The sequence below is a fragment of the Brevundimonas mediterranea genome, assembly GCF_011064825.1.
Classification (GTDB): Bacteria; Pseudomonadota; Alphaproteobacteria; order Caulobacterales; family Caulobacteraceae; genus Brevundimonas; species Brevundimonas mediterranea_A.
The window spans coordinates 573,151-591,896 of the sequence record NZ_CP048751.1 but is presented as its reverse complement, the minus strand read 5'-3'; the positions used below and the strand labels follow the sequence as shown (position 1 = coordinate 591,896).

At 66.3% G+C, this 18,746-nt stretch carries 21 protein-coding genes; 14 read left to right on the top strand and 7 right to left on the bottom strand.

From position 1 onward, the window contains the following. The first annotated feature begins 147 nt into the window (after positions 1–147). Together aceA and GYM46_RS02960 are read left to right on the top strand one after the other, a co-directional pair. The gene (aceA, locus tag GYM46_RS02965) at positions 148–1,428 is read left to right on the top strand and encodes an isocitrate lyase (protein ID WP_008264350.1); all 1,281 of its coding nucleotides are present in this window, start codon (positions 148–150) and stop codon (positions 1,426–1,428) included. 30 nt (positions 1,429–1,458) lie between these two features. Next, complete coding sequence (locus tag GYM46_RS02960) at positions 1,459–1,668, top strand: hypothetical protein (protein WP_008262023.1); 210 nt, start codon at positions 1,459–1,461, stop codon at positions 1,666–1,668. Between the two features lie 67 nt (positions 1,669–1,735). On the opposite strand, the gene GYM46_RS02955 is transcribed toward GYM46_RS02960, so the two are convergent. Together GYM46_RS02955 and GYM46_RS02950 are read right to left on the bottom strand one after the other, a co-directional pair. Beyond that, positions 1,736–2,836, bottom strand: coding sequence for a hypothetical protein (locus tag GYM46_RS02955; RefSeq protein WP_008261773.1), 1,101 nt, complete (start codon positions 2,834–2,836; stop codon positions 1,736–1,738). A gap of 84 nt (positions 2,837–2,920) precedes the next feature. After that, positions 2,921–3,856, bottom strand: coding sequence for a ribose-phosphate pyrophosphokinase (locus GYM46_RS02950; RefSeq protein ID WP_008261436.1), 936 nt, complete (start codon positions 3,854–3,856; stop codon positions 2,921–2,923). A gap of 191 nt (positions 3,857–4,047) precedes the next feature. Between GYM46_RS02950 and GYM46_RS02945 the strand changes: the two genes are divergently transcribed. From GYM46_RS02945 to recN, 4 genes are read left to right on the top strand one after another with little or no spacing between them, the layout of a single operon-like run. Further along, positions 4,048–4,902: an outer membrane protein assembly factor BamD gene (locus GYM46_RS02945; RefSeq protein ID WP_008262322.1), complete on the top strand. Its 855-nt coding sequence runs from the start codon at positions 4,048–4,050 to the stop codon at positions 4,900–4,902. A gap of 37 nt (positions 4,903–4,939) precedes the next feature. Then, positions 4,940–5,224: a BrnT family toxin gene (locus GYM46_RS02940; protein ID WP_008262224.1), complete on the top strand. Its 285-nt coding sequence runs from the start codon at positions 4,940–4,942 to the stop codon at positions 5,222–5,224. Then, positions 5,187–5,477, top strand: a complete 291-nt coding sequence (locus GYM46_RS02935; protein ID WP_008262269.1) for a BrnA antitoxin family protein — start codon at positions 5,187–5,189, stop codon at positions 5,475–5,477. The genes GYM46_RS02940 and GYM46_RS02935 overlap by 38 nt, the downstream gene beginning before the upstream one ends. Positions 5,478–5,532: 55 nt before the next feature. Next, positions 5,533–7,230 (top strand): DNA repair protein RecN, encoded by a 1,698-nt coding sequence (gene recN, locus GYM46_RS02930; RefSeq protein WP_008262611.1) that lies wholly within the window; start codon positions 5,533–5,535, stop codon positions 7,228–7,230. A gap of 46 nt (positions 7,231–7,276) precedes the next feature. On the opposite strand, the gene GYM46_RS02925 is transcribed toward recN, so the two are convergent. Then, a complete protein-coding gene (locus tag GYM46_RS02925) occupies positions 7,277–8,191 on the bottom strand; it encodes a hypothetical protein (RefSeq protein ID WP_008258721.1) in 915 nt (304 codons plus the stop codon). 33 nt (positions 8,192–8,224) lie between these two features. Here GYM46_RS02925 and GYM46_RS02920 point away from each other — a divergent pair, with 33 nt between their 5' ends. The 5 genes from GYM46_RS02920 to GYM46_RS02900 all read left to right on the top strand — a co-directional run bounded on the left by GYM46_RS02920 (position 8,225) and on the right by GYM46_RS02900 (position 12,782). Beyond that, on the top strand, positions 8,225–9,007 hold the full coding sequence (locus GYM46_RS02920) for a hypothetical protein (RefSeq protein ID WP_040349303.1): 783 nt from the start codon (positions 8,225–8,227) through the stop codon (positions 9,005–9,007). Between the two features lie 11 nt (positions 9,008–9,018). Next, on the top strand, positions 9,019–9,873 hold the full coding sequence (locus GYM46_RS02915; RefSeq protein ID WP_050771597.1) for a hypothetical protein: 855 nt from the start codon (positions 9,019–9,021) through the stop codon (positions 9,871–9,873). Between the two features lie 67 nt (positions 9,874–9,940). Then, the gene (locus GYM46_RS02910; RefSeq protein WP_035308827.1) at positions 9,941–10,129 is read left to right on the top strand and encodes a hypothetical protein; all 189 of its coding nucleotides are present in this window, start codon (positions 9,941–9,943) and stop codon (positions 10,127–10,129) included. A 258-nt stretch (positions 10,130–10,387) separates the two neighbouring features. Beyond that, the gene (locus GYM46_RS02905; protein WP_008259685.1) at positions 10,388–11,593 is read left to right on the top strand and encodes a saccharopine dehydrogenase family protein; all 1,206 of its coding nucleotides are present in this window, start codon (positions 10,388–10,390) and stop codon (positions 11,591–11,593) included. A gap of 10 nt (positions 11,594–11,603) precedes the next feature. Continuing rightward, positions 11,604–12,782, top strand: a complete 1,179-nt coding sequence (locus GYM46_RS02900; RefSeq protein WP_008263617.1) for a carboxynorspermidine decarboxylase — start codon at positions 11,604–11,606, stop codon at positions 12,780–12,782. Positions 12,783–12,833: 51 nt separating this feature from the next. Here GYM46_RS02900 and GYM46_RS02895 read toward each other — a convergent pair whose 3' ends face one another. The 4 genes from GYM46_RS02895 to GYM46_RS02880 form a co-directional block, all read right to left on the bottom strand. Next, entirely contained in the window at positions 12,834–13,739 is a 906-nt protein-coding gene (locus GYM46_RS02895; RefSeq protein WP_008262599.1) for a hypothetical protein, read from the bottom strand. A gap of 80 nt (positions 13,740–13,819) precedes the next feature. Beyond that, positions 13,820–14,335 carry a hypothetical protein gene (locus GYM46_RS02890; protein ID WP_008260878.1) on the bottom strand — a complete coding sequence of 172 codons (516 nt, stop codon included), beginning with the start codon at positions 14,333–14,335 and terminating at the stop codon, positions 13,820–13,822. A gap of 3 nt (positions 14,336–14,338) precedes the next feature. Beyond that, positions 14,339–15,136 carry an exodeoxyribonuclease III gene (gene xth / locus GYM46_RS02885; RefSeq protein ID WP_008262908.1) on the bottom strand — a complete coding sequence of 266 codons (798 nt, stop codon included), beginning with the start codon at positions 15,134–15,136 and terminating at the stop codon, positions 14,339–14,341. Between the two features lie 104 nt (positions 15,137–15,240). Then, the gene (locus GYM46_RS02880) at positions 15,241–16,173 is read right to left on the bottom strand and encodes a hypothetical protein (RefSeq protein WP_008264355.1); all 933 of its coding nucleotides are present in this window, start codon (positions 16,171–16,173) and stop codon (positions 15,241–15,243) included. A gap of 123 nt (positions 16,174–16,296) precedes the next feature. Between GYM46_RS02880 and GYM46_RS02875 the strand changes: the two genes are divergently transcribed. The 3 genes from GYM46_RS02875 (at position 16,297) to GYM46_RS02865 (ending at position 18,723) form a co-directional block, all read left to right on the top strand. Continuing rightward, positions 16,297–17,379: an MBL fold metallo-hydrolase gene (locus tag GYM46_RS02875; protein WP_008263335.1), complete on the top strand. Its 1,083-nt coding sequence runs from the start codon at positions 16,297–16,299 to the stop codon at positions 17,377–17,379. Next, the gene (locus GYM46_RS02870) at positions 17,376–18,149 is read left to right on the top strand and encodes an enoyl-CoA hydratase (protein WP_008259614.1); all 774 of its coding nucleotides are present in this window, start codon (positions 17,376–17,378) and stop codon (positions 18,147–18,149) included. The genes GYM46_RS02875 and GYM46_RS02870 overlap by 4 nt, the downstream gene beginning before the upstream one ends. A 76-nt stretch (positions 18,150–18,225) precedes the next feature. Next, on the top strand, positions 18,226–18,723 hold the full coding sequence (locus tag GYM46_RS02865; RefSeq protein WP_008263041.1) for a GNAT family N-acetyltransferase: 498 nt from the start codon (positions 18,226–18,228) through the stop codon (positions 18,721–18,723). Positions 18,724–18,746: the final 23 nt, after the last annotated feature.

Below are 18,746 nucleotides of genomic sequence, written 5' to 3'. Positions count from 1 at the left end.
ATGTCACATTATGACTGACTATGCAAAGTCATGATATGACAAACTGACATCAATACGGGCTTAGACACTGTGTCATTCGTGACTTCAGCGTGTTCTTGTCTCCGAGACGGCGGCTGCGGCCGCGCCATTCAGAGACCGAGTTCGACCATGACCACCTTCGCCGACCTGGTTCCTTCGCCCGCCGGCCGTTTCGACGGCATCGAGCGTCCCTATACCCCTGAGGACGTTCTGCGCCTGCGCGGCTCCGTGCCGATCACCCACACCCTGGCCGAGCGCGGCGCCAACCGTCTGTGGCAGTTGCTGCACGACGAGCCCTTCATCAACGCCTTGGGCGCCGTCACCGGCAACCAGGCCATGCAGATGGTCCGCGCCGGTCTGAAGGCCATCTATCTGTCAGGCTGGCAGGTCGCGGCCGACGCCAACACCGCTTCGGCCATGTATCCGGACCAGTCGCTGTACCCGGCCAACGCCGCGCCGGAACTGTGCCGCCGCATCAACCGCACCCTGCAGCGCGCCGACCAGATCGAGCACGCCGAGGGCGGCGCCAAGCGCGACTGGTTCGCCCCGATCGTCGCCGATGCGGAAGCCGGCTTCGGCGGCCCGCTGAACAGCTTCGAGATCATGAAGGCCTTCATCGAGGCGGGCGCCGCCGGCGTCCACTTCGAGGATCAGCTGGCGTCCGAGAAGAAGTGCGGCCACCTGGGCGGCAAGGTCCTGATCCCGACCCAGGCGCATGAACGCAATCTGGTCGCCGCCCGTCTGGCCGCCGACGTCATGGGCACGCCGACCATCACGGTCGCCCGCACCGACGCCGAAAGCGCCCAGTTGATCACCTCGGACATCGACGAGCGCGATCAGCCCTTCATCGACCGCGAAAACCGCACCCCCGAGGGCTTCTTCCGCCTGAAGGAGGGCACGGGCCTGGATCATTGCATCGCGCGCGGCCTGTCGTACGCGAACATCGCCGACCTGCTGTGGTGGGAGACCTCCCACCCGGATCTGGACGACGCCAAGAAGTTCGCCGAGGCGATCCAGAAGAAGCATCCGGGCAAGCTGATGGCCTACAACTGCTCGCCCTCCTTCAACTGGAAGGCCAAGCTGGACGACGCCACCATCGCCAAGTTCCAGCGCGAGCTGGGGGCCATGGGCTACAAGTTCCAGTTCGTGACCCTGGCCGGCTTCCACGCCTTGAACAACTCGATGTTCGAGCTGGCGGACGGCTATCGCGATCGCGGCATGGCGGCCTATTCCGAACTGCAGCAGCGCGAGTTCGCCAACGAGGCCGCCGGCTACACCGCCACGCGTCACCAGCGCGAAGTCGGCACCGGCTATTTCGATCAGGTCGCCACGGTCATCTCCAACGGCACGTCCTCGACGACGGCGCTGAAGGACTCGACCGAGACGGCCCAGTTCACCCACGCGGCTTAAGGCCCCCTCAGCTCAAGGAAAGGAACCTCCATGGAACCGCTGACCCGAACCGAAGCCATTATCGACTTCTGCCTGGCGCCCCTGGCGCTCGACACAGGCACCGAGGCCGAACGCGAGGTGCGCCGTCGCATGACCCATGTGCTTCGAACCTATCAGGCCAAGGTCGCCAAGCCGATCGCCGTGGACTTCTCGTCCATGCCGTCCCAGGTGATCAACGAGGCCGCTCACGGCTACGAATAGGCCGTCCCGCGCAAGGAAAAGGCCCGCTCCGATCGCTCGGGGCGGGCCTTCGTCCGTCTGAACGGGTTTAGCGCGACGAAGACGGCGAGGTGTTCAGCGAGGCCGTCGGCGACGGCGCGGGCGTCTGCGTCAGGGTGACCGAAACCGGCGAAACCGCGGCGGGGGGCGTGCTGGTTTCTTCGGGATCGCCGACCGTGATCGAGGTCGTGAGCACCGCCTGGGTGGTGCAGGTGGCCAGGTCGCGTGCGACGTGACGGCCCAGGCAGAACATGTCCTCATAGGCGGGGCGCGAGGCGGCCAGGCACTGGAACAGCATCAGTTTGGACATGTTCAGGCAGAATTCGCTGTTCGTCTCGACCACCAGGGCGTCGGTATTGGCCCGGGCCTCGTCGCCGGCGGCCCCGAGAGCGGCCAGGGCGGCGATGGCCAGCGACCGCGTCAGGGCCGGCGTATAGGGCGGCGCCTTGCGCGACGCCTCGACCGACAGGCCCTGGCCGGTGTTGGCGGCCGTGAACAGACGGCTCGATTCATCGCCGGAAGGCAGCATGGTCGCCGCCGACAGGGTCTTGGCGCCCTCCAGCCGAACTTCGCGGTTGGGCACGTGGGTGACGGCCCAGCGACGGCGCGGATCGTTGCGTTCCTGAACCGTATAGGCGTCGGCCTCGACGGCCTCGGCGATGGCGCGCATCGCGACGGCGTCCTTGCCGATGGTGGCGGTGATCAGGCCCGCCGCAGCGTCGGCGCCGGGCAGGGTGGCGGCATAGGCCGGATCGGCGACGATCTGGGCGATCATCTGCTGGCGCTGGACGGGATCGGCGGCGAACTGGCGCACCCCGGCCACGAACTCGGGCGACTGAAGCGCGATGATCGAGCCGTAGGCGATCAGGCCGCGCGACAACTGGGCCGGCTCATACGAGGCGCCCTTGCGGATGGCGGCTTGGATGGATTCGGCGTCCGGGAAGCCGCCCGGCTGGATGGTCTCGGCCTCCCGCAGGAAGGCGACATAGATCGAGGCCGCCTGGGCCACGCCCTCGTTCAGCGAAACCGGCGGCGGAGGCGGCGGGGCAGGCGGGGGCGCCTCTGGCTCCTTGGTGGTGCAACTCGCCAGGAAAACAGCGGCTGCCAGGGCGGCGATCGACAGGCCGCGGGTCATGAAGGCCTTGGGCATAGGGGCGCGTCCACAGAACTATGGCCCCGGACGGGGCGTGTACTTGAAGCCGCTTATAACGTGAGGAAAGTGGTTTGCCGAAGATTAATCGAACAACTTCGACACGGATTCTTCGTTGGCGATCCGCCGGATAGCTTCACCGATAAGCGGAGCCACGGAAACCCTGCGGATTTTCGGGCACTTCAGGACTTCATCGGGTTGTTCGATGGAGTCGGTGATCACCAGTTCCTTCAGCGGCCCGTCGGTGATGCGCTGCACGGCGGGGCCGGACAGAACGCCGTGGCTGATATAGGCCGATACCTCGGTGGCGCCCTGATCAATCAACGCCTTGGCCGCATTCACCAGGGTGCCGCCCGAATCGACGATGTCGTCGAACAGGATGCAGCTTCGGCCCTCGACGTCGCCGATGATGTTCATGACCTCGCTTTCGCCCGCCTTGGGGCGACGCTTGTCGACGATGGCGAGGTCGGCGTTCAGGCGGCTGGCCAGCGATCGGGCGCGCACCACGCCCCCGACGTCGGGCGAGACGATCATCAGGTCGTCGCCCCGCGCATAATTCTCGCGGATGTCCTGGGCCAGGACCGGCGTGGCGACCAGATTGTCGGTCGGAATGTCGAAGAAGCCCTGGATCTGGCCGGCGTGCAGATCCATGGTCAGCACCCGGTCGGCGCCGGCGCGGGTGATCAGATTGGCGACCAGCTTGGCCGATATGGGCGTGCGGCCGCCGGTCTTCCGGTCCTGACGGGCGTAGCCGAAATAGGGCATGACGGCCGTGATCCGACGGGCGGAGGCGCGCACCAGCGCATCCGTGATGATCAGCAGCTCCATCAGATTGTCGTTGGCCGGATAGCTGGTCGACTGAAGGATGAAGACGTCCTCGCCGCGGACGTTCTCCTCGATGACGGCGAAGACCTCATTGTCGGCGAACCGCTTGACCTGGGCCTTGGTCAAGGGGGCGTCCAGATGGTCGGCGATGGCCTGAGAGAGGCCGCGGTTGGAGTTGCCTGAGAGCAGCTTCATCGGCTGGTCATCCTTTCGCCGTCATCCGACCCCCATGAACGGCGGTCGGTTGGCGCGCTCTTTACCAGCGGTGCCGGGCAGGGCAAGTCGTGTGCGGAGAGTTTTCGTCGGCATGGCGCGGTCCGGTCGTGGGTGCTAGAGAACGCCGCGTTCGTTTCCGAAGCCAGGCCGAGGGTCTGTCTTTGCTCGTCATGGGGTCATCCTTGTCCGTTTCCAAGATCCGTTCCGGCCTGGTGCTGATGGCTGCGGCCGCCGCCGCAATGACAATCGCGGGCTGCGCCGGCAACGCACGACCCAAGCTCGCCTATGAGGAACGGCCGGTCGAGGCCCTGTACAACACCGGCTACCAGCGCCTGGAACAGCGCCGCTGGGCCGACGCCGTCGACTATTTCCAGGAGGTGGAACGCCAGCATCCCTATTCGGACTGGGCGCGCCGCTCGATCCTGATGCAGGTCTACGCCTTCTATCAGAACAATAATTACGCGGACGCCATCGCGGCTTCGGACCGGTTCATCTCCCTGTTCCCGGGCAATCCCTCGGCGGCCTACGCCTTCTACATGAAGGCGGTCTGCAACTTCGAACAGATCACCGACGTGGGCCGCGACCAGGGCTACGCCAACGCCGCCCTGGCCGGGCTGAAGGACGTGGCTCGCCGCTATCCGGGCACGCCTTACGCCAGCGACGCCGCCGTCAAGATCGACATGGTCAACGACCAGCTGGCCGGCAAGGAAATGAACATCGGCCGCTATTACCAGCGCGCCAACCAGCCGCTGGCGGCCCTGAACCGCTACAAGGCCGTCATCGCCAACCCCGAGTTCCAGCGCACCTCCCACACGCCCGAGGCCCTGTACCGCCTGGTCGAGGTCAATCTGCAGCTGGGCCTGAAGGAAGAGGCGACCCGCAACGGCGCCGTCCTGGGCTACAACTTCCCGGGCAGCCCCTGGTACGCCGAGGCCTACGCCCTGCTGACCGAAAACGGCCAGACTCCGGAAAAAGCCCCCGAGGCCAAGCGCGAATCCTGGCTGCAGCGGATCATCCCCGGCTGATCGTCCCCTTGACGGTCGAATTTATGTAGTTACATAAATGATCGTCTTCGACCCGGCGAAGGATGCAGTCAATATCGTCAAGCACGGCGTCTCGCTGTTGCGAGCCGACGAAATCCAGATGGACGAAGCCTTGATCGAGGTGGATGATCGCTTCGATTACGGCGAACCCAGATGGATCGCCTATGGCGAACTGGACGGGCGGCTGCACGTTCTGGCCTTCACGGTTCGAGACGCAAGGGTGCGGGCCATCAGTCTGCGCAAGGCCAATGACCGGGAGCGGAGATATGTCCGAGAACAAAGGGGTGTCGGAAGCGGCGACTGAGCCCTTTCTCGACGACGACGATACGCCGGAGCTGACCGCAGAGCGCGCGGCCAAACTCCGCCCCGCACGTGAAGTCTTGCCCGACTACATCCTCAACCAGTTCAAACGCGCCCCCGGCCGCCCCAAGGCCGACGCGCCCAAACAACAGGTCACCCTGCGTCTGGATGCCGATCTGCTGGAGCATTGGCGCGCCCAGGGGCCGGGCTGGCAATCGGGCATCAACGCCGCCCTGCGCCGGGCCTCCGGTCTCTGATTCCTTTCACGCCGCCGCGCGCTAGACTGCGCCCCATGCCGAATCGCGTGCGCCCATGCTGACCGCCCTTTCCATCCGCGACGTCGTCCTGGTCGACGTGCTGGATCTCGACGTCGAGACCGGCCTGACCGTGCTGACGGGCGAGACGGGGGCGGGCAAGTCGATCATTCTGGACGCCCTGGGTCTGGCCCTGGGCGGGCGCGGCGACGCCGGCCTGGTGCGTCATGGCGCCAAACAGGCCGTGGCCACCGCCATCTTCAGCGCCCCGGACGATCCCGACCTGCTGGCCCTGATCGCCGAAAAGGGATTCGAGGTCCAGCCGGGCGAGGACCTGATCCTGCGCCGCGTGCTGAACGCCGACGGCCGCAGCCGGGCCTATGTCAACGACCAGCCCGCCGGGGTCACGGCCCTGCGCGAGATCGGCGCCGCCCTGGTCGAGGTTCACGGCCAGCATGAGACCGTCGGCCTGCTGGACTGGCGCACCCACCGGGGCTCGCTGGACGCCTATGGCGGTCTCCAGCCCCAGCTCCAGGCCGTCGCCGCCGCCTCGACCAAGCTGAAGGCCGCCGAGGCCAAGCTGGCGGAGCTGAAGGCCCAGGCCGCCGACGCCGCCGCCCGCGTCGAGGAGATCACGCTCAACCTGTCCGAACTGGACGCCCTGGACCCTCGCGCCGACGAGGAGACGGAACTGGCCGGCGAACGCGCCCTGCTCGGCGCCGCCGAAAAAGCCATCGCCGACCTGGCCGACGCCCGCACCCAGCTGGGCGGCGACAAGCTGAGCCAGAAACTGGGCGCGGCCCTTCGCGCCGTCGAACACGCCCGCCAGCGCGCCGGCCAGGCGGGGGCCGAGGGCGACCACCCGGTCATCGTCAAACTGTCCGCCGCCGTCGAGGCCATCGACCGCACCATGGTCGAGGCGGCCGAGGCGGTCGCCGCCGTGGACGCCGCCGCCGACGCCTTCGACTATGAGCCGGGCCGTCTGGACAAGGCCGAGGAACGGCTGTTCGCCCTGCGCGCCGCCGCCCGCAAGCTGAACACCACGGTCGACGCCCTGCCGTCGCTGCGCATCCGCCTGCGCGAGCAGCTGCGCCTGATCGAGGACGGAGAGGAGGCCCTGGCCAATGCGGGCCGCGAGGCCGCCGAGGCCGCCGAATCCTATGACCTCGCCGCCACCTTCCTGACCTCGGCGCGCGAGGCGGCGGCCGACCGTCTGACCGCCGCCGTCATGGGCGAACTGGGCCCGCTGAAGCTGGAGCGCGCCCGGTTCCGCGTCGCCCTGGAGCCGATCGAGGGCCGGCGCGGCCCCGACGGGGTCGAGACCGTCCGCTTCCAGATCGCCACCAACGCCGGAACCGATTTCGGGCCGCTGGACGCCATCGCCTCGGGCGGCGAACTGGCCCGGTTCGCCCTGGCCATGAAGGCCGCCCTGGCCAGCCGCGAGGACATGCGCCAGCCGGTGATGATCTTCGACGAGGTGGACCAGGGCGTCGGCGGCGCCGTGGCCGAGGCCGTCGGCTCGCGCCTGAAACGCCTGTCCACCGGCGCCCAGGTCCTGGTCGTCACCCACAGCCCCCAGGTCGCCGCCCGCGGCCACGCCCACTGGAAGGTGATGAAAGCCGACCACGAGGGGATGACGACCACCACCGTCGTGGCCCTGGACGACGCGCGGCGTCAGGAAGAGATCGCGCGGATGCTGTCGGGGGCGGAGATCACCGATGAGGCGCGGGCGGCGGCGCGGGCGTTGATCGGGTAGAGGGCTAGGTAGGAGCTTTGCGGAAATGTCTGTTGGCGGCGTCAAATCAATACGGTGGTTCGGAAGGCTCTTTTGTAACTGTCCAGTTCGCACGCATGATATTGACCTCCATCGGCGCGCCGACGCCGACTGCGCGTACCGTGGGCCAACCAGCCGCTTTGAACTCAGCAATGATTGACTGATAGGTTGCTAGATCAGCTGCGGCGTGAATCATTGAAAACACTCCTTCGGCCTGGTCCTCGGCCAGTATTTCGCTGAGCGAGATAGAACTTCGCCCCTCCGATCCATTGGTCGGACTGAGCACCTCCACTAGTAATACGCGGCCACCGCCGATACGCTCCGCGATCTGCTCGAGGTGCCTCGCGGTCACCGGTCCTAAGGTTAAGGCAGCACCAACCAGTCGTTCTTGATCACCGAGACGCGCCCTGAACACCTGCTGGCGAAGTACCGGCGTTCGACGCGGCGCGGGCATGCCTCCCTGGATCACAGCTGCTGCCTTTCGGATGCCTATCCGATCTGCGGCCGTTAGCTTGCGCATCGCCGTCCCGTCTGGAGCTATGACGGTTATAGCGGGATCGGCGTGCAGGGCCGCCATTCCGGCGTCCACCAGCATGGAATCGCGGAAGCCGATGAAGACGAGCGATCCGGGCTCGGCGTCACGCAAAGTGTGGGTGACGCGTCTGGCGGCTGTATCGCGTCGATCAACAAGCTGGACGAAGAGCTTGGTTCGATCAGTAGCGAAAAGGGATGCCCGCTCGAGCGCCGCGTTTGCGACCTCTGTCAGCATCATCCCGTCCCCTATACCAAAGGCGACATGATATTCGCCCTTCGCGTTGGTAGCCGCATAGCTGTGGACCCAGACTATCTCCGCCGCATCAAAAACCGGAGAGTGTTCCTCGGGATGAGGCCCCAGCATCATGAGTGTGATTTCGGAGGACCGGACGGCCTTCTGGCGTTGCATGATTGTACTCCGAATCGCGTGTAGGTTAGGCCCATGGCAAGCAAACCTGACTTTAAGCGCCTTAGGAAGCGCCTCTTCCCGGAAGGCACGGATGGGCTGGGCTCCACGACGGCACCGGAGTGGCCGCCGGACCTATTCGCATTCGCCGCTCTGTGCGCCGAGGAGCTTGGCGTCTATGCCGAGTACGCATTCAACGCGGGCTGGGACACCGAAGGCTACGTCTTCGACAACGCGCACCTCGCCGAGGTGACCCGGCTTGCAGAGCTCTGGAATTCCAATCTATTCACGCCGGAGCCCATCCATGAAGCGTGGAACCGGGTGATGAACGCCCGCGAGTATCGTCGGGACTGGCGTCAGGATATCATGCTGATGCTCGCCGTTGCTGACGAAGCCTGTTCGGGCGTCGGCTTCCAGCCCCCGGCCGGCGGCCTCGGTGCCTATTCCCACATCGTCTTTCAGGCCCTAGCGGAAAAGCAGCAGGGGATCGACCCTGGGCTGCCGCACCTACCGGGCAGTCTTTGCTGGCAAGTTCCGCCCTCGGTGCTGTGCGTCCAGCCCAAGACCAACACGCCAAGCGTCGGTTGCACCTTGCGCTCGGCAAGTAATCACCTAGCGGTGCTCCCGCCCTCCAGTCTAGTGGCGACAAGTTGGCTCTATGCCGCGCCCGCCGATACGGCGACGCCCCACCTCAACACCCTGCTGATCCCGTTTCCATACGACTCGAGGGTGGCGACTTCCATCCCGTCGAGAACCCCCACGATCCGAAGAACAGTTTCTTCAGCACTGCCCAGCCTTGGCTGGTCCGCAGCGGACTAGACGCGGACACGGTGGTCGCGTTTCTGTCGGCGATGATCGTTGAGGCTGAGCGCGAAAGCGGAACGGTGCACGCTGTCGTGCTTCCCGAGTTGGCGCTCGCCGGCGAGACGATCGAACAAGTGGCGGCTGCGCTCGGAGCGCGACATGTCGAGCTTGAACTGTTCATCGCTGGCATCCTCGACCATGACGCCGACGGCAGGGAGCGCAACTGCGCCTACACCGTGCGCTATTTTGGCGGAGAAATGGCCCATCGCTGGCGTCAGCCCAAACACCATCGCTGGAAGCTCGAGCAGAACCAGATCAAGCGGTATAGCTTCGGTTACGCCCTCAATCCCGAGCGGGACTGGTGGGAATGTATCGACGTCTCCAACCGCAGCTGCGCCTTTAGCGTCATCCGTCCTGGCGCCACCATCGCTACCCTCGTCTGTGAAGATCTGGCGCGGTTCGACCCGGTCATGCCCGTCATCAACGCGGTCGGACCCACGTTGTTGGTCGGCCTTCTGATGGATGGACCTCAGTGGGAGAGCCGCTGGCCTGGGCGCTATGCCACCGTACTCGCCGAGGATCCCGGATGCTCGGTTCTTACTGTGACCTCGCTCGGTATGATCCGACGTTCGACGCCGCCGGGCAAGTCGCCGCCGTGTGAGATCGCGCTCTGGAAGGAACCGGGAGCTGCGGCGGAATCACTCACACTACCGGCCAACCATCACGGGCTACTGCTTGCCCTGACCCTCGCTCCTGATCCCCGTCAGACTCTTGACAGGCGGGCGGATCAGGCTGGCGGCGCTCGCCTGAGATTGTCCGGTGTCCAAGGCGTCAAGCTGCAGAGGTTTGACGATTTTCCCGACTTAGAAGTCTCGGCGTGACGACTACGCATCCCCATATTATGTTAAGCGTTTTGCTGCTAAGCAGGTATTTGTGAGAGGAGCCCAGATGAACACGACCGTTCAATACGACATCCGCTCCGACAAGCTGCGTCGGGAAATGGAGACGGTACTCGCCCGCTCGCCGCACGTGGGCGCGACGTTCAACTTCCGTACCGAGCCCGTGCAGAGCCCGAAGCCTAAGTCTGCCCCCCGCAAGCCTGTAAGATCGCGAAAGCAGGTGGTGGCGACTAAATAACGGCGACCGTCGCCTTACGTGACGGTTACGCCAGACCGCCTGGCGAGGGCCGATGGTTGCCGATCCCCGGCCTTATCCAGTTGTCCGTCGGTGCTCCCAAGGATGCCGAAGAAAGAGCACGGCGACGATATAAGAAACACGTCGAATCCGGCATGAATCTCCCCGCATTAGCGGTCCTGTCATCATCGTGCTAAGAGCCCCGCCCTTTATACGGGCGGCGATGTCGCCAGAGCATTTCAGTCTTCAGGAGAAGCACACATGAGCAGGGTGCTGGTCATTGGCGCCGGCGGCGTCAGTTCGGTCGCCGTCCACAAGATGGCGATGAACGCGGACATTTTCTCGCACATCACCCTGGCGAGCCGGACGAAGTCGAAATGCGACGCCATCGCCGAATCCGTCAAGTCGCGCTTCGGCGTGACCATCGACACGGCGGCGATCGACGCCGACGACGTGGCGGCGACTACGGCCCTGATCCAGGCGGTCAAGCCCGCCCTGGTCGTCAACCTGGCCCTGCCGTACCAGGACCTGGCCATCATGGACGCCTGCCTGGCCGCCGGGGTCAACTATCTCGACACAGCCAACTACGAGCCGCGCGACGAGGCCAAGTTCGAATACAAGTGGCAGTGGGCCTATCAGGACCGCTTCAAGGCCGCCGGTCTGATGGCCCTGCTGGGCTCGGGCTTCGACCCCGGCGTGACCTCGGTCTTCACCACCTACACCAAGAAGCACCTGCTGGATTCGATCGAGACGCTCGACATCCTGGACTGCAACGGCGGCGACACCGGCCTGCCGTTCGCGACCAATTTCAACCCCGAGATCAATCTGCGCGAAGTGACCGCCCCGTCGCGTCACTGGGCCGACGGCCAGTGGGTCGAGGGTCCGGCCCTGTCGCACAAGCAGACCTTCGACTTCGAGGGCGTGGGGCCCAAGAACATGTACCTCATGTATCATGAGGAACTGGAGTCGCTGGCCAAATTCTATCCGGAAATCAAGCGCATCCGCTTCTGGATGACCTTCGGCGACTCCTATCTCAAGCACCTGGAAGTGCTGGAGAACATCGGCATGACCTCGATCGAGCCGATGATGTTCCAGGGCCGCGAGATCATCCCGATCGAGTTCCTGAAAGCCCTGCTGCCCGAACCCTCGTCGCTGGGCCCGATCACCAAGGGCAAGACCAATATCGGCACGATCGCCACCGGCCAGAAGGACGGCGCGGCCAAGACGGTCTACGTCAAGAACATCTGCGACCACCAGGAAGCCTATGCCGAGACCGGCAACCAGGCCGTCAGCTACACCACCGGCGTCCCCGCCATGATCGGCGCGGCCCTGATGCTGACCGGCCAGTGGAAGGGCGAGGGGGTGTTCAACATGGAGCAGCTGGATCCCGATCCCTTCATGGACATGCTGAACAAGCACGGCCTGCCGTGGACGGTCGAGGAACTGTCCGCTCCGCTGGACTTCTGAGGATACGCCCATGGTCATGCAGACCCAGGCCGGCGGACCGGGCGGCTTCGCCCGGTTCGATCTTAACCGCGTCCCGTCGCCCGCCTTCGTGGTCGACGAGGTCGCGGTGCGCCGCAACCTGTCGGTCCTTCAGGACGTCGGGACGCGCGGCAACGCCCGGGTCCTGCTGGCCCTGAAGGCCTTCTCCATGTGGTCGCTGGCCGACGTCGTCGGGGAATACCTCGACGGCGTCTGCGCCTCGGGCCTGTGGGAGGCGCGGCTGGCGCGGGAGTTCTATCACGGCCACCTGACCACCTATTCCCCCGCCTACAAGCCCGCCGACCTGCCCGAGATCCTGCGTCTGTCGGACACGGTCATCTTCAACGCCCCGGACCAGATCGCCCGTTTCGCCGACCTGATCGCCGCCGCCCGCGCCGGGGGTGAGACGTTCGACATCGGCCTGCGTCTGAACCCGGAGCACTCGGAGGGGCAGGTCGCCAAATACGACCCCTGCCAGCTGGGTTCGCGCCTCGGCTTCCCGGTGTCGCAGCTGACGCCCGAGCATCTGCAGGGCGTCGACGGCCTGCACATCCACGCACTGTGCGAACAGGGGTTCGAGCCGCTGAAGCGGATCTGGGCCGCCGTGGAGCCTAAGCTGACGCCCCTGCTGCCGGACCTGAAGTGGATCAATCTGGGCGGCGGCCACCATGTGACCCGCGCCGACTACCGCATCGACGCCCTGGTCGGCTTCCTGAAGGACCTGGGCGAACGCTACGGGCTTCAGGTCTATATCGAGCCGGGCGAGGCCATTGCGCTCGACGCCGGCATACTGGTGGGCGAGGTGCTGGACACCTTCCATAACGGCCTGCCCATCGCCATCACCGACATCTCGGCGACCTGCCACATGCCCGATGTGATCGAGGCGCCCTACCGCCCGGCCATGCTGAACGAGGCCGAGGGCGGCGTGACCTATCGCCTGGGCGGCCCCTCCTGCCTGGCCGGCGATATCATCGGCGACTATGGCTTCACCACTGCGCCGACCGCCGGAACCCGCATCGCCTTCCTGGACCAGGCCCACTATTCGATGGTGAAGACCAACACCTTCAACGGGGTGCCGCTGCCGGCCATCGCCCTGTGGAACAGCGACACCGACGCGCTGAAACTGGTCCGCGAATTCGACTATTCCGAGTTCCGCGACCGCCTGTCCTGATATCGAGAACCTCGACAAATTCTCCAGAATTTGTCGAGGTTTTCTCCAGGTTCAGACCCCCAGAATCCAGCCTTCTTCCTGCTCGACCTGGGCGATCAGTTCGGGCGTGGCGTCCTTGGGCGGGCCGAAGGCCTTGGCCAGATCGCCGGCCTCGTCCATCTGCGCGAGGGCCTCGGCGGTGGACCGGACCTGGGCCTGATCCTTGAACTCGCCCTCATTGGGCTTGCCGTCGAACATGGACGGCCAGACCTCGACCACCAGGGCCGACAGGGGCTCGACATCCTCGGGCGTCAGGGCGCGCCAGCCCGTGCCGAACGGCCAGACGGCGCCCGAAGACCCCAGGCTTTCCAACAGCCTACGCACAGCCGGGATGCCCACCAGGGTCTGACCGCCCACGGCGCCGGCGCCGTGCATCTGCCACACGCTCTTGGGCTGCAGCTTGCCTTTGCGCGCCGCATTCTCGGTCGCCCGGAACTCGGGAATGTCGGCGCCCGCGCCGACCGGCGGCTTGGTCGTGGTCAGCCAGCGCTGCGCCTGTTTCGCCGGCGCGCCCCACAGCGGCCAGGCCTCGTCCGTCATCAGCCGATTCATCTTGGCCGCCACTTGATAGCGGTTGTTCGTATTGTCAGCCTTGTCCACGACATTGGACGCGATGAACTTCCACATGGAATTCCAAGGGGTTCCGTCCAGCTTCAGCCGCGCGGCCGTGCCGGCCGGATAGCCGAAGTTGAAGTCCAGACCGACCAGAACCCGGTCGCCGCGCTTCCTGTGATCCGCCAGGATCGAGGCCAGCAGGGCCTCGCCCTCGGCCCGCGTGGCGACATTGTGCGTCTCGGTATAGAGGCGGAACCGCACGTCGCGCTTCGCCACCCCGATCCACAGCGAGGTGTCGCCGAGTTTCTTGGTTTCGGCGGCGGTCCAGTCGGCGACGACATAGGCGTCGAATAGGCGGGCCAAGGCGGCCTCCCGTAAAAAGGCGTGTCGATAGGAATGAGCGGGGGTTCTAGACCTCTCGCCGCCCAATCGGAAGGGGGCGGTCAGCTCTTCAACAGGGCTTCCAGGTGCGACAGCCACCGCCGGCCCAGCCGCAGCGCCTCGCCGGGCGAGCCGGTCTCGCCCGCCAAGGCGGCGTCCCACAGGGCCAGTTCGAACTCCGGATGGCGGGCGTCTGCGAACATCAGCCGCAGCACCACCTGTTCGGCGTCAGGCGCCAGCACGTCCAGCGACTTGCGCGCCTCGCCGCGGCGGATGCGGGCCACCACATGGCCGTCGACGATGATTTCGCCGCCCTCGACCTCCTCGAAGGCGTAGGCCAGGCCGTGGGCGCCGTTGGCCCAAAGCACGACAACCTGTTCGATGTCGAAGTTCAGGGCGCAGGCCCGGCCCTCGCGGGGCGAAACGGCCTCGACCTCGGGCGGAGCGCCCAGGGCCTTCAGCAAGGCGCGGCGGATGCGGCGCGGCGGCTCCATCCACCAGGACAGGGCCAGGGCCAGGGTCGTCAGCAGGGCCGCCGCCAAGGCGATCAGCAGGATCACCCGCACGACCTCCGCCATGGCTCAGGCCTCCGTCCCGGCCGACAGGTCGATATCGACCACCACCGGCACATGATCGCTGGGCTTGTCCATGTCGCGCGCGTCGCGATGGGTCTCGACCCCCCGCAGCCGGTCCGCGGCCTGGGGCGACAGCAGGGCGAAGTCGATGCGGATGCCGTGGTTCCTCTGCCAGGCGCCGGCCTGATAGTCCCAGAAGCTGTAGGTCCCGGCCGGCTCCCCGCCGACCTCGTGGGAGTCGGCCAGGCCCAGGTTCTTCAGGGCGCGGAAGGCCTGTCGGCTCTGGGGCTGGAACAGGGCGTCGTCGGTCCAGGCGGCGGGGTTCTTGGCGTCCTCAGCCTCGGGGATGACGTTATAGTCGCCGCACAGGGCCAGCGGCTCCTCGAAGGCCAGCAGGTCGCGGGCGTGACGGTTTAATCGCTCGAACCAGGCCAGCTTGTAGTCGAACTTCTCGGTCCCGATCGGATTGCCGTTGGGCAGATAGATGGACGCCACCCGGAGCGGCCGGGGCGCCTCGATCACGGCTTCCAGATAGCGGGCCTGTTCATCGGTCTCATCGCCGGGCAGGCCGCGCCGGATGTCCGACAGCGGGTATTTCGACAGCAGGGCCACGCCGTTGTAGCTCTTCTGGCCGTGGGTCTCGACATTATAGCCCAGGCTCTCGAAGGCCTCGCGCGGGAATTTCTCGTCCACGCATTTGATTTCCTGGAAACAGGCGACGTCGGGGGCGGCCTGCTCCAGCCAGGCCAGCACGGTGGGCAGGCGGGCGTTGACCGAGTTCACGTTCCAGGTGGCGATGCGCATGACGGCGACGCTAGGCTGCGTCTCGGTTTCGGAAAAGAGGCCGCGCAAAACAAAAGGGCCGCCGGATCGCTCCGGCGGCCCTTCGTTTGGTCTGCAGTGGTCGCTTAAGGGCGGCCGCCAGCGGGCGCCGGGGCGGCGGCCGGAGCCGTCGTCAGCTTGCATCCGCCGCCGATCTGCTGGGCGGTGGCGCAGGGATAGACCTGCTGCACGACGTTCTCGGTGTTCAGGCGGGCGATGAGGCCGTCGCCGGCCGCGCATTTGGCTTCATAGAAGACGCCGTTGGCGTTGCGGCCCATCAGACGGGCTTCGGTCACGTCGCAGGAGGCGGCGTCCGAACCCGCGAAATAGGATTTCACAAGGGCGGCGTTCTCGGCCGAGGTGGTGAAGGCGCAGGTTCCATTTTCAGCCAGCACCTGGATGCAGGGGGTCTTGGTCCAGGTATTGTTCAATTGCTTGAGCCAGAAGCCCGCGCCGTCGGAGCAGCCGGCTTCGTACATGACGCCGCCGTCGTTGGCCTTGCCCAGCACCTTGACCTCGTCGACCGTGCAGGCGACGCCTGCCTGGACGGCGTATTCGCGCAGGAATTTCTGCGTGTCGGTGTTGGCGGCGATTGTGCACTGGGGACCAGGGTCGGCGGCCGGGTCACGCGCACGCAGGGTTTCGGCCGAATGGGCCAGCAGGATGCAGCTGGCCGCCTCGGGCGGGGTCTTGGCTTCGATGATGAAGCCCGGGCCGGCGGCGCAGGCGACTTCATAAACTGTGGTGTTGGCGGTCGTCTGGCCGAGAAGCTTGGATTCGCTGACCTGGCATCCGGTGTTGGCCAGGGTGGCCTGCTCCTGGGCGGCAGCCTGGATCTGCTCGGCCGTCGGGGCGGCGGGGCGGCGTTCGCGACGTTGACGAGAGGCCGAGGCGCGCGAGCCGCCTTCAACAGTGGCGGGCTGGTTTTCGGGGCCGCGCTGCTGTTGCGCGAAGGCGGGAGCGACCGATATGGCGCTGAACAGGAGCGCCGCGAGGGCGGCGGCGATGCGGGCTTTCATGGAACACCTTCGGTTGGGAACGGCTGAAGGCTTCGTGGCGGTCTAATCGGGCGGGGTCAAGGCGGCTGTGGACGGCGTGGGCAAGACCTGACTAAGGTTTGATCGTTTTTATTGGAGACGCACTTGGCGGACGATGCAGCGGCCCTGAACCAGGGGATGGAGGCGCGAGGCCTGACCTATCCCATGCCCGATGCGCCCGCGCCCGGCGTGGCGGTCGAGGTCGCGCGCGGGGTGTTCTGGTTGCGGTTCGCCCTGCCGTTTCAGCTGAACCATGTGAACGTCTATGTCCTGCGGGACGGCGACGGCTGGACGGTCGTTGATACGGGACTGCGGACGCCGGACGCCGTGGCGGCGTGGGAGGCGGCGCTGGCCGGACCTTTGGAAGCGCGCTCGATCCACCGGCTGATCTGCACTCATATGCACCCCGACCACATCGGCCTGGCGGGTTGGCTGTGCGCGCGCAGTGGCGCGCCCCTGCTGATGTCGCGGCTGGAATATGTCACCGCCCGGATGTTGATGGCCGAGGGCGGCGACGCGCCCGAAGACGGTGAACGCTATTATCGCGCTGCGGGCTGGAGCGAGGCTCAGATCGATCGCTGGCGCGCGGACTACGGCGGTTTCGCCAAGGGGGTGTCGCCGATGCCGCGCAGCTATCTGCGGCTGTCGGATGAGGATGTGATCCAGATCGACGGGGACGACTGGACCGTGGTGGTCGGATCCGGCCACAGTCCCGAACATGTCTGCCTGTGGCGGCGCTCGGATGATGTCTTCATCGCCGGAGACCAGATCCTGCCCCGGATTTCATCCAATATCTCGGTCTGGCCGACCGAGCCTGAAGCCGATCCTTTGGGCGACTGGATGGACTCCCTGGAGAAGCTGCGGGACCTGTTGCCCGAGGGCGCATTCGTTCTGCCGGCGCACGGCGAACCCTTCCACGGCGTTCACGCCAGGCTGGACGCGCTGAAACGCGGGCATGAGGTCGCGCTGAAACGGCTTGAGCGGACGTTGCGTCAACCGTCTAGGGTGATCGACGGCTTCCCGGCCGTGTTCGGTCGGGCGGTCGGAGACGGGGTGCTGGGCATGGCCACGGGCGAGGCCCAGGCGCACCTGAACTATCTGGAAAAGCGCGGCCGCGCCGAGCGGACGCGCGACGAGAACGGCGTCGACTGGTGGACAGCCGTCAAATGGGACGAGGAAACGACGTGAGCGAACATATCCGCACCCAACTGGCCGACGGCGTCCTGACCCTGACGCTGGACCGGGCCGACAAGAAGAACGCCATCACCCAGGCCATGTATTCGGCCCTGTCCGAAGCCGTCGAACAGGCGCGGACCGACGATACGGTGCGGGTGCTGCTGCTGCGCGCCGAGGGCGACAGCTTCTCGGCCGGCAACGACATCGGCGATTTCATCGCCATAGGGTCGCAGACCGAAAAGCCGTTCGACATGTCGGTGTTCCGCTTCCTGAAGGCGCTGGCCGATCTCGACAAGCCGCTGGTGGCGGCGGTGAAGGGGCGGGCGGTCGGCATCGGCCTGACCATGCTGCTGCACTGCGACCTGGTGGTGGTGGCCGAGGACTCCCTGCTGTCCGTGCCCTTCGTCAACCTGGCCCTGGCGCCCGAGGCGGCGTCCAGCCTGCTGCTGCCGGCCGTGATCGGCCATCAACGGGCGTTCGAGATGTTCGCCCTGGGCGAGCCGCTGGACGGCAAGACGGCCGTGGCCTGGGGCCTGGCGAACCGGGCGGTTCCGGCCGATCAGGTCGAGGCGACGGCGGCGGACCTTGCGGCCCGCGTCGCGGCCCGCGCGCCCAACTCCCTGCGCAAGACCAAGCGGCTGATGCGCGACGCCGAGGGTCTGTGGGCGCTGATGCAACGCGAGGGCGAGGCCTTCGGTTCGCAGATGAAGAGTCCTGAAGCCATGGAGGCCTTCATGGCCTTCACCCAGAAGCGGGCGCCGGACTTTTCCAAGCTGGGCTGACGCCAGCGTCACAAGACTGCGCCTTGATTTGGCGCAGCTTTGGTTCTAGGTGCGCGCGCCTCTTTCTGGAGCGCCCATGTCGCACGCCCTTGCCCAGACGGCCGCTGTCGCCGGCCGTATCGACGCCGAGATCCCGGCCGACGCCGACGGCGTGGAGGCCCTGGTTCTGGCCGCCTTCGGGCCGGGTCGTTTCGCCAAGACGGCGGAGCGACTGCGCGAGGGTTCGCGCCCAGCGGCCGGATTCGTCGCGCGCCGGGACGGCCGCATCGTCGGTTCGGTACGGCTGTGGCCGGTCCTGATCGGTCAGACGCCGGGTCTGTTCCTGGGACCCATCGCCGTGGACGCCGCCAGTCGCAGCGACGGCCTGGGCGCCGAACTAGTGCAGGCCTGTTTGGACCAAGCGCGGACCCTGGCGGTCGGCGGGGTGCTGCTGGTCGGCGACCGGGCCTATTTCGAACGTTTCGGCTTCGTCGGCGCGCCCGAAGCCGAGATGCCGGGGCCGGTGGATCGTCGTCGAGTGCTGTGGCTGGCGACAGGCGTCGAGACCGTCTCCGGGCCTGTTCGCATCGGCTGATCTTTCGCCTGGCCTTGGCGGGG

Bases quoted from the DNA above. Each gene is read 5' to 3' on its own strand.
- GYM46_RS02925 (WP_008258721.1), bottom strand. From the start codon at position 8,191: ATGCAACGCCAGAAGGCCGTCCGGTCCTCCGAAATCACACTCATGATG.
- GYM46_RS02940 (WP_008262224.1), top strand. From the start codon at position 4,940: ATGATCGTCTTCGACCCGGCGAAGGATGCAGTCAATATCGTCAAGCAC.
- GYM46_RS02920 (WP_040349303.1), top strand. From the start codon at position 8,225: ATGGCAAGCAAACCTGACTTTAAGCGCCTTAGGAAGCGCCTCTTCCCG.
- xth (WP_008262908.1), bottom strand. From the start codon at position 15,136: ATGCGCATCGCCACCTGGAACGTGAACTCGGTCAACGCCCGCCTGCCC.
- GYM46_RS02935 (WP_008262269.1), top strand. From the start codon at position 5,187: ATGTCCGAGAACAAAGGGGTGTCGGAAGCGGCGACTGAGCCCTTTCTC.
- GYM46_RS02955 (WP_008261773.1), bottom strand. From the start codon at position 2,836: ATGCCCAAGGCCTTCATGACCCGCGGCCTGTCGATCGCCGCCCTGGCA.
- GYM46_RS02880 (WP_008264355.1), bottom strand. From the start codon at position 16,173: ATGAAAGCCCGCATCGCCGCCGCCCTCGCGGCGCTCCTGTTCAGCGCC.
- GYM46_RS02865 (WP_008263041.1), top strand. From the start codon at position 18,226: ATGTCGCACGCCCTTGCCCAGACGGCCGCTGTCGCCGGCCGTATCGAC.
- GYM46_RS02900 (WP_008263617.1), top strand. From the start codon at position 11,604: ATGGTCATGCAGACCCAGGCCGGCGGACCGGGCGGCTTCGCCCGGTTC.
- GYM46_RS02890 (WP_008260878.1), bottom strand. From the start codon at position 14,335: ATGGCGGAGGTCGTGCGGGTGATCCTGCTGATCGCCTTGGCGGCGGCC.
- GYM46_RS02950 (WP_008261436.1), bottom strand. From the start codon at position 3,856: ATGAAGCTGCTCTCAGGCAACTCCAACCGCGGCCTCTCTCAGGCCATC.
- recN (WP_008262611.1), top strand. From the start codon at position 5,533: ATGCTGACCGCCCTTTCCATCCGCGACGTCGTCCTGGTCGACGTGCTG.
- GYM46_RS02945 (WP_008262322.1), top strand. From the start codon at position 4,048: ATGGGGTCATCCTTGTCCGTTTCCAAGATCCGTTCCGGCCTGGTGCTG.
- GYM46_RS02910 (WP_035308827.1), top strand. From the start codon at position 9,941: ATGAACACGACCGTTCAATACGACATCCGCTCCGACAAGCTGCGTCGG.
- GYM46_RS02960 (WP_008262023.1), top strand. From the start codon at position 1,459: ATGGAACCGCTGACCCGAACCGAAGCCATTATCGACTTCTGCCTGGCG.
- aceA (WP_008264350.1), top strand. From the start codon at position 148: ATGACCACCTTCGCCGACCTGGTTCCTTCGCCCGCCGGCCGTTTCGAC.
- GYM46_RS02905 (WP_008259685.1), top strand. From the start codon at position 10,388: ATGAGCAGGGTGCTGGTCATTGGCGCCGGCGGCGTCAGTTCGGTCGCC.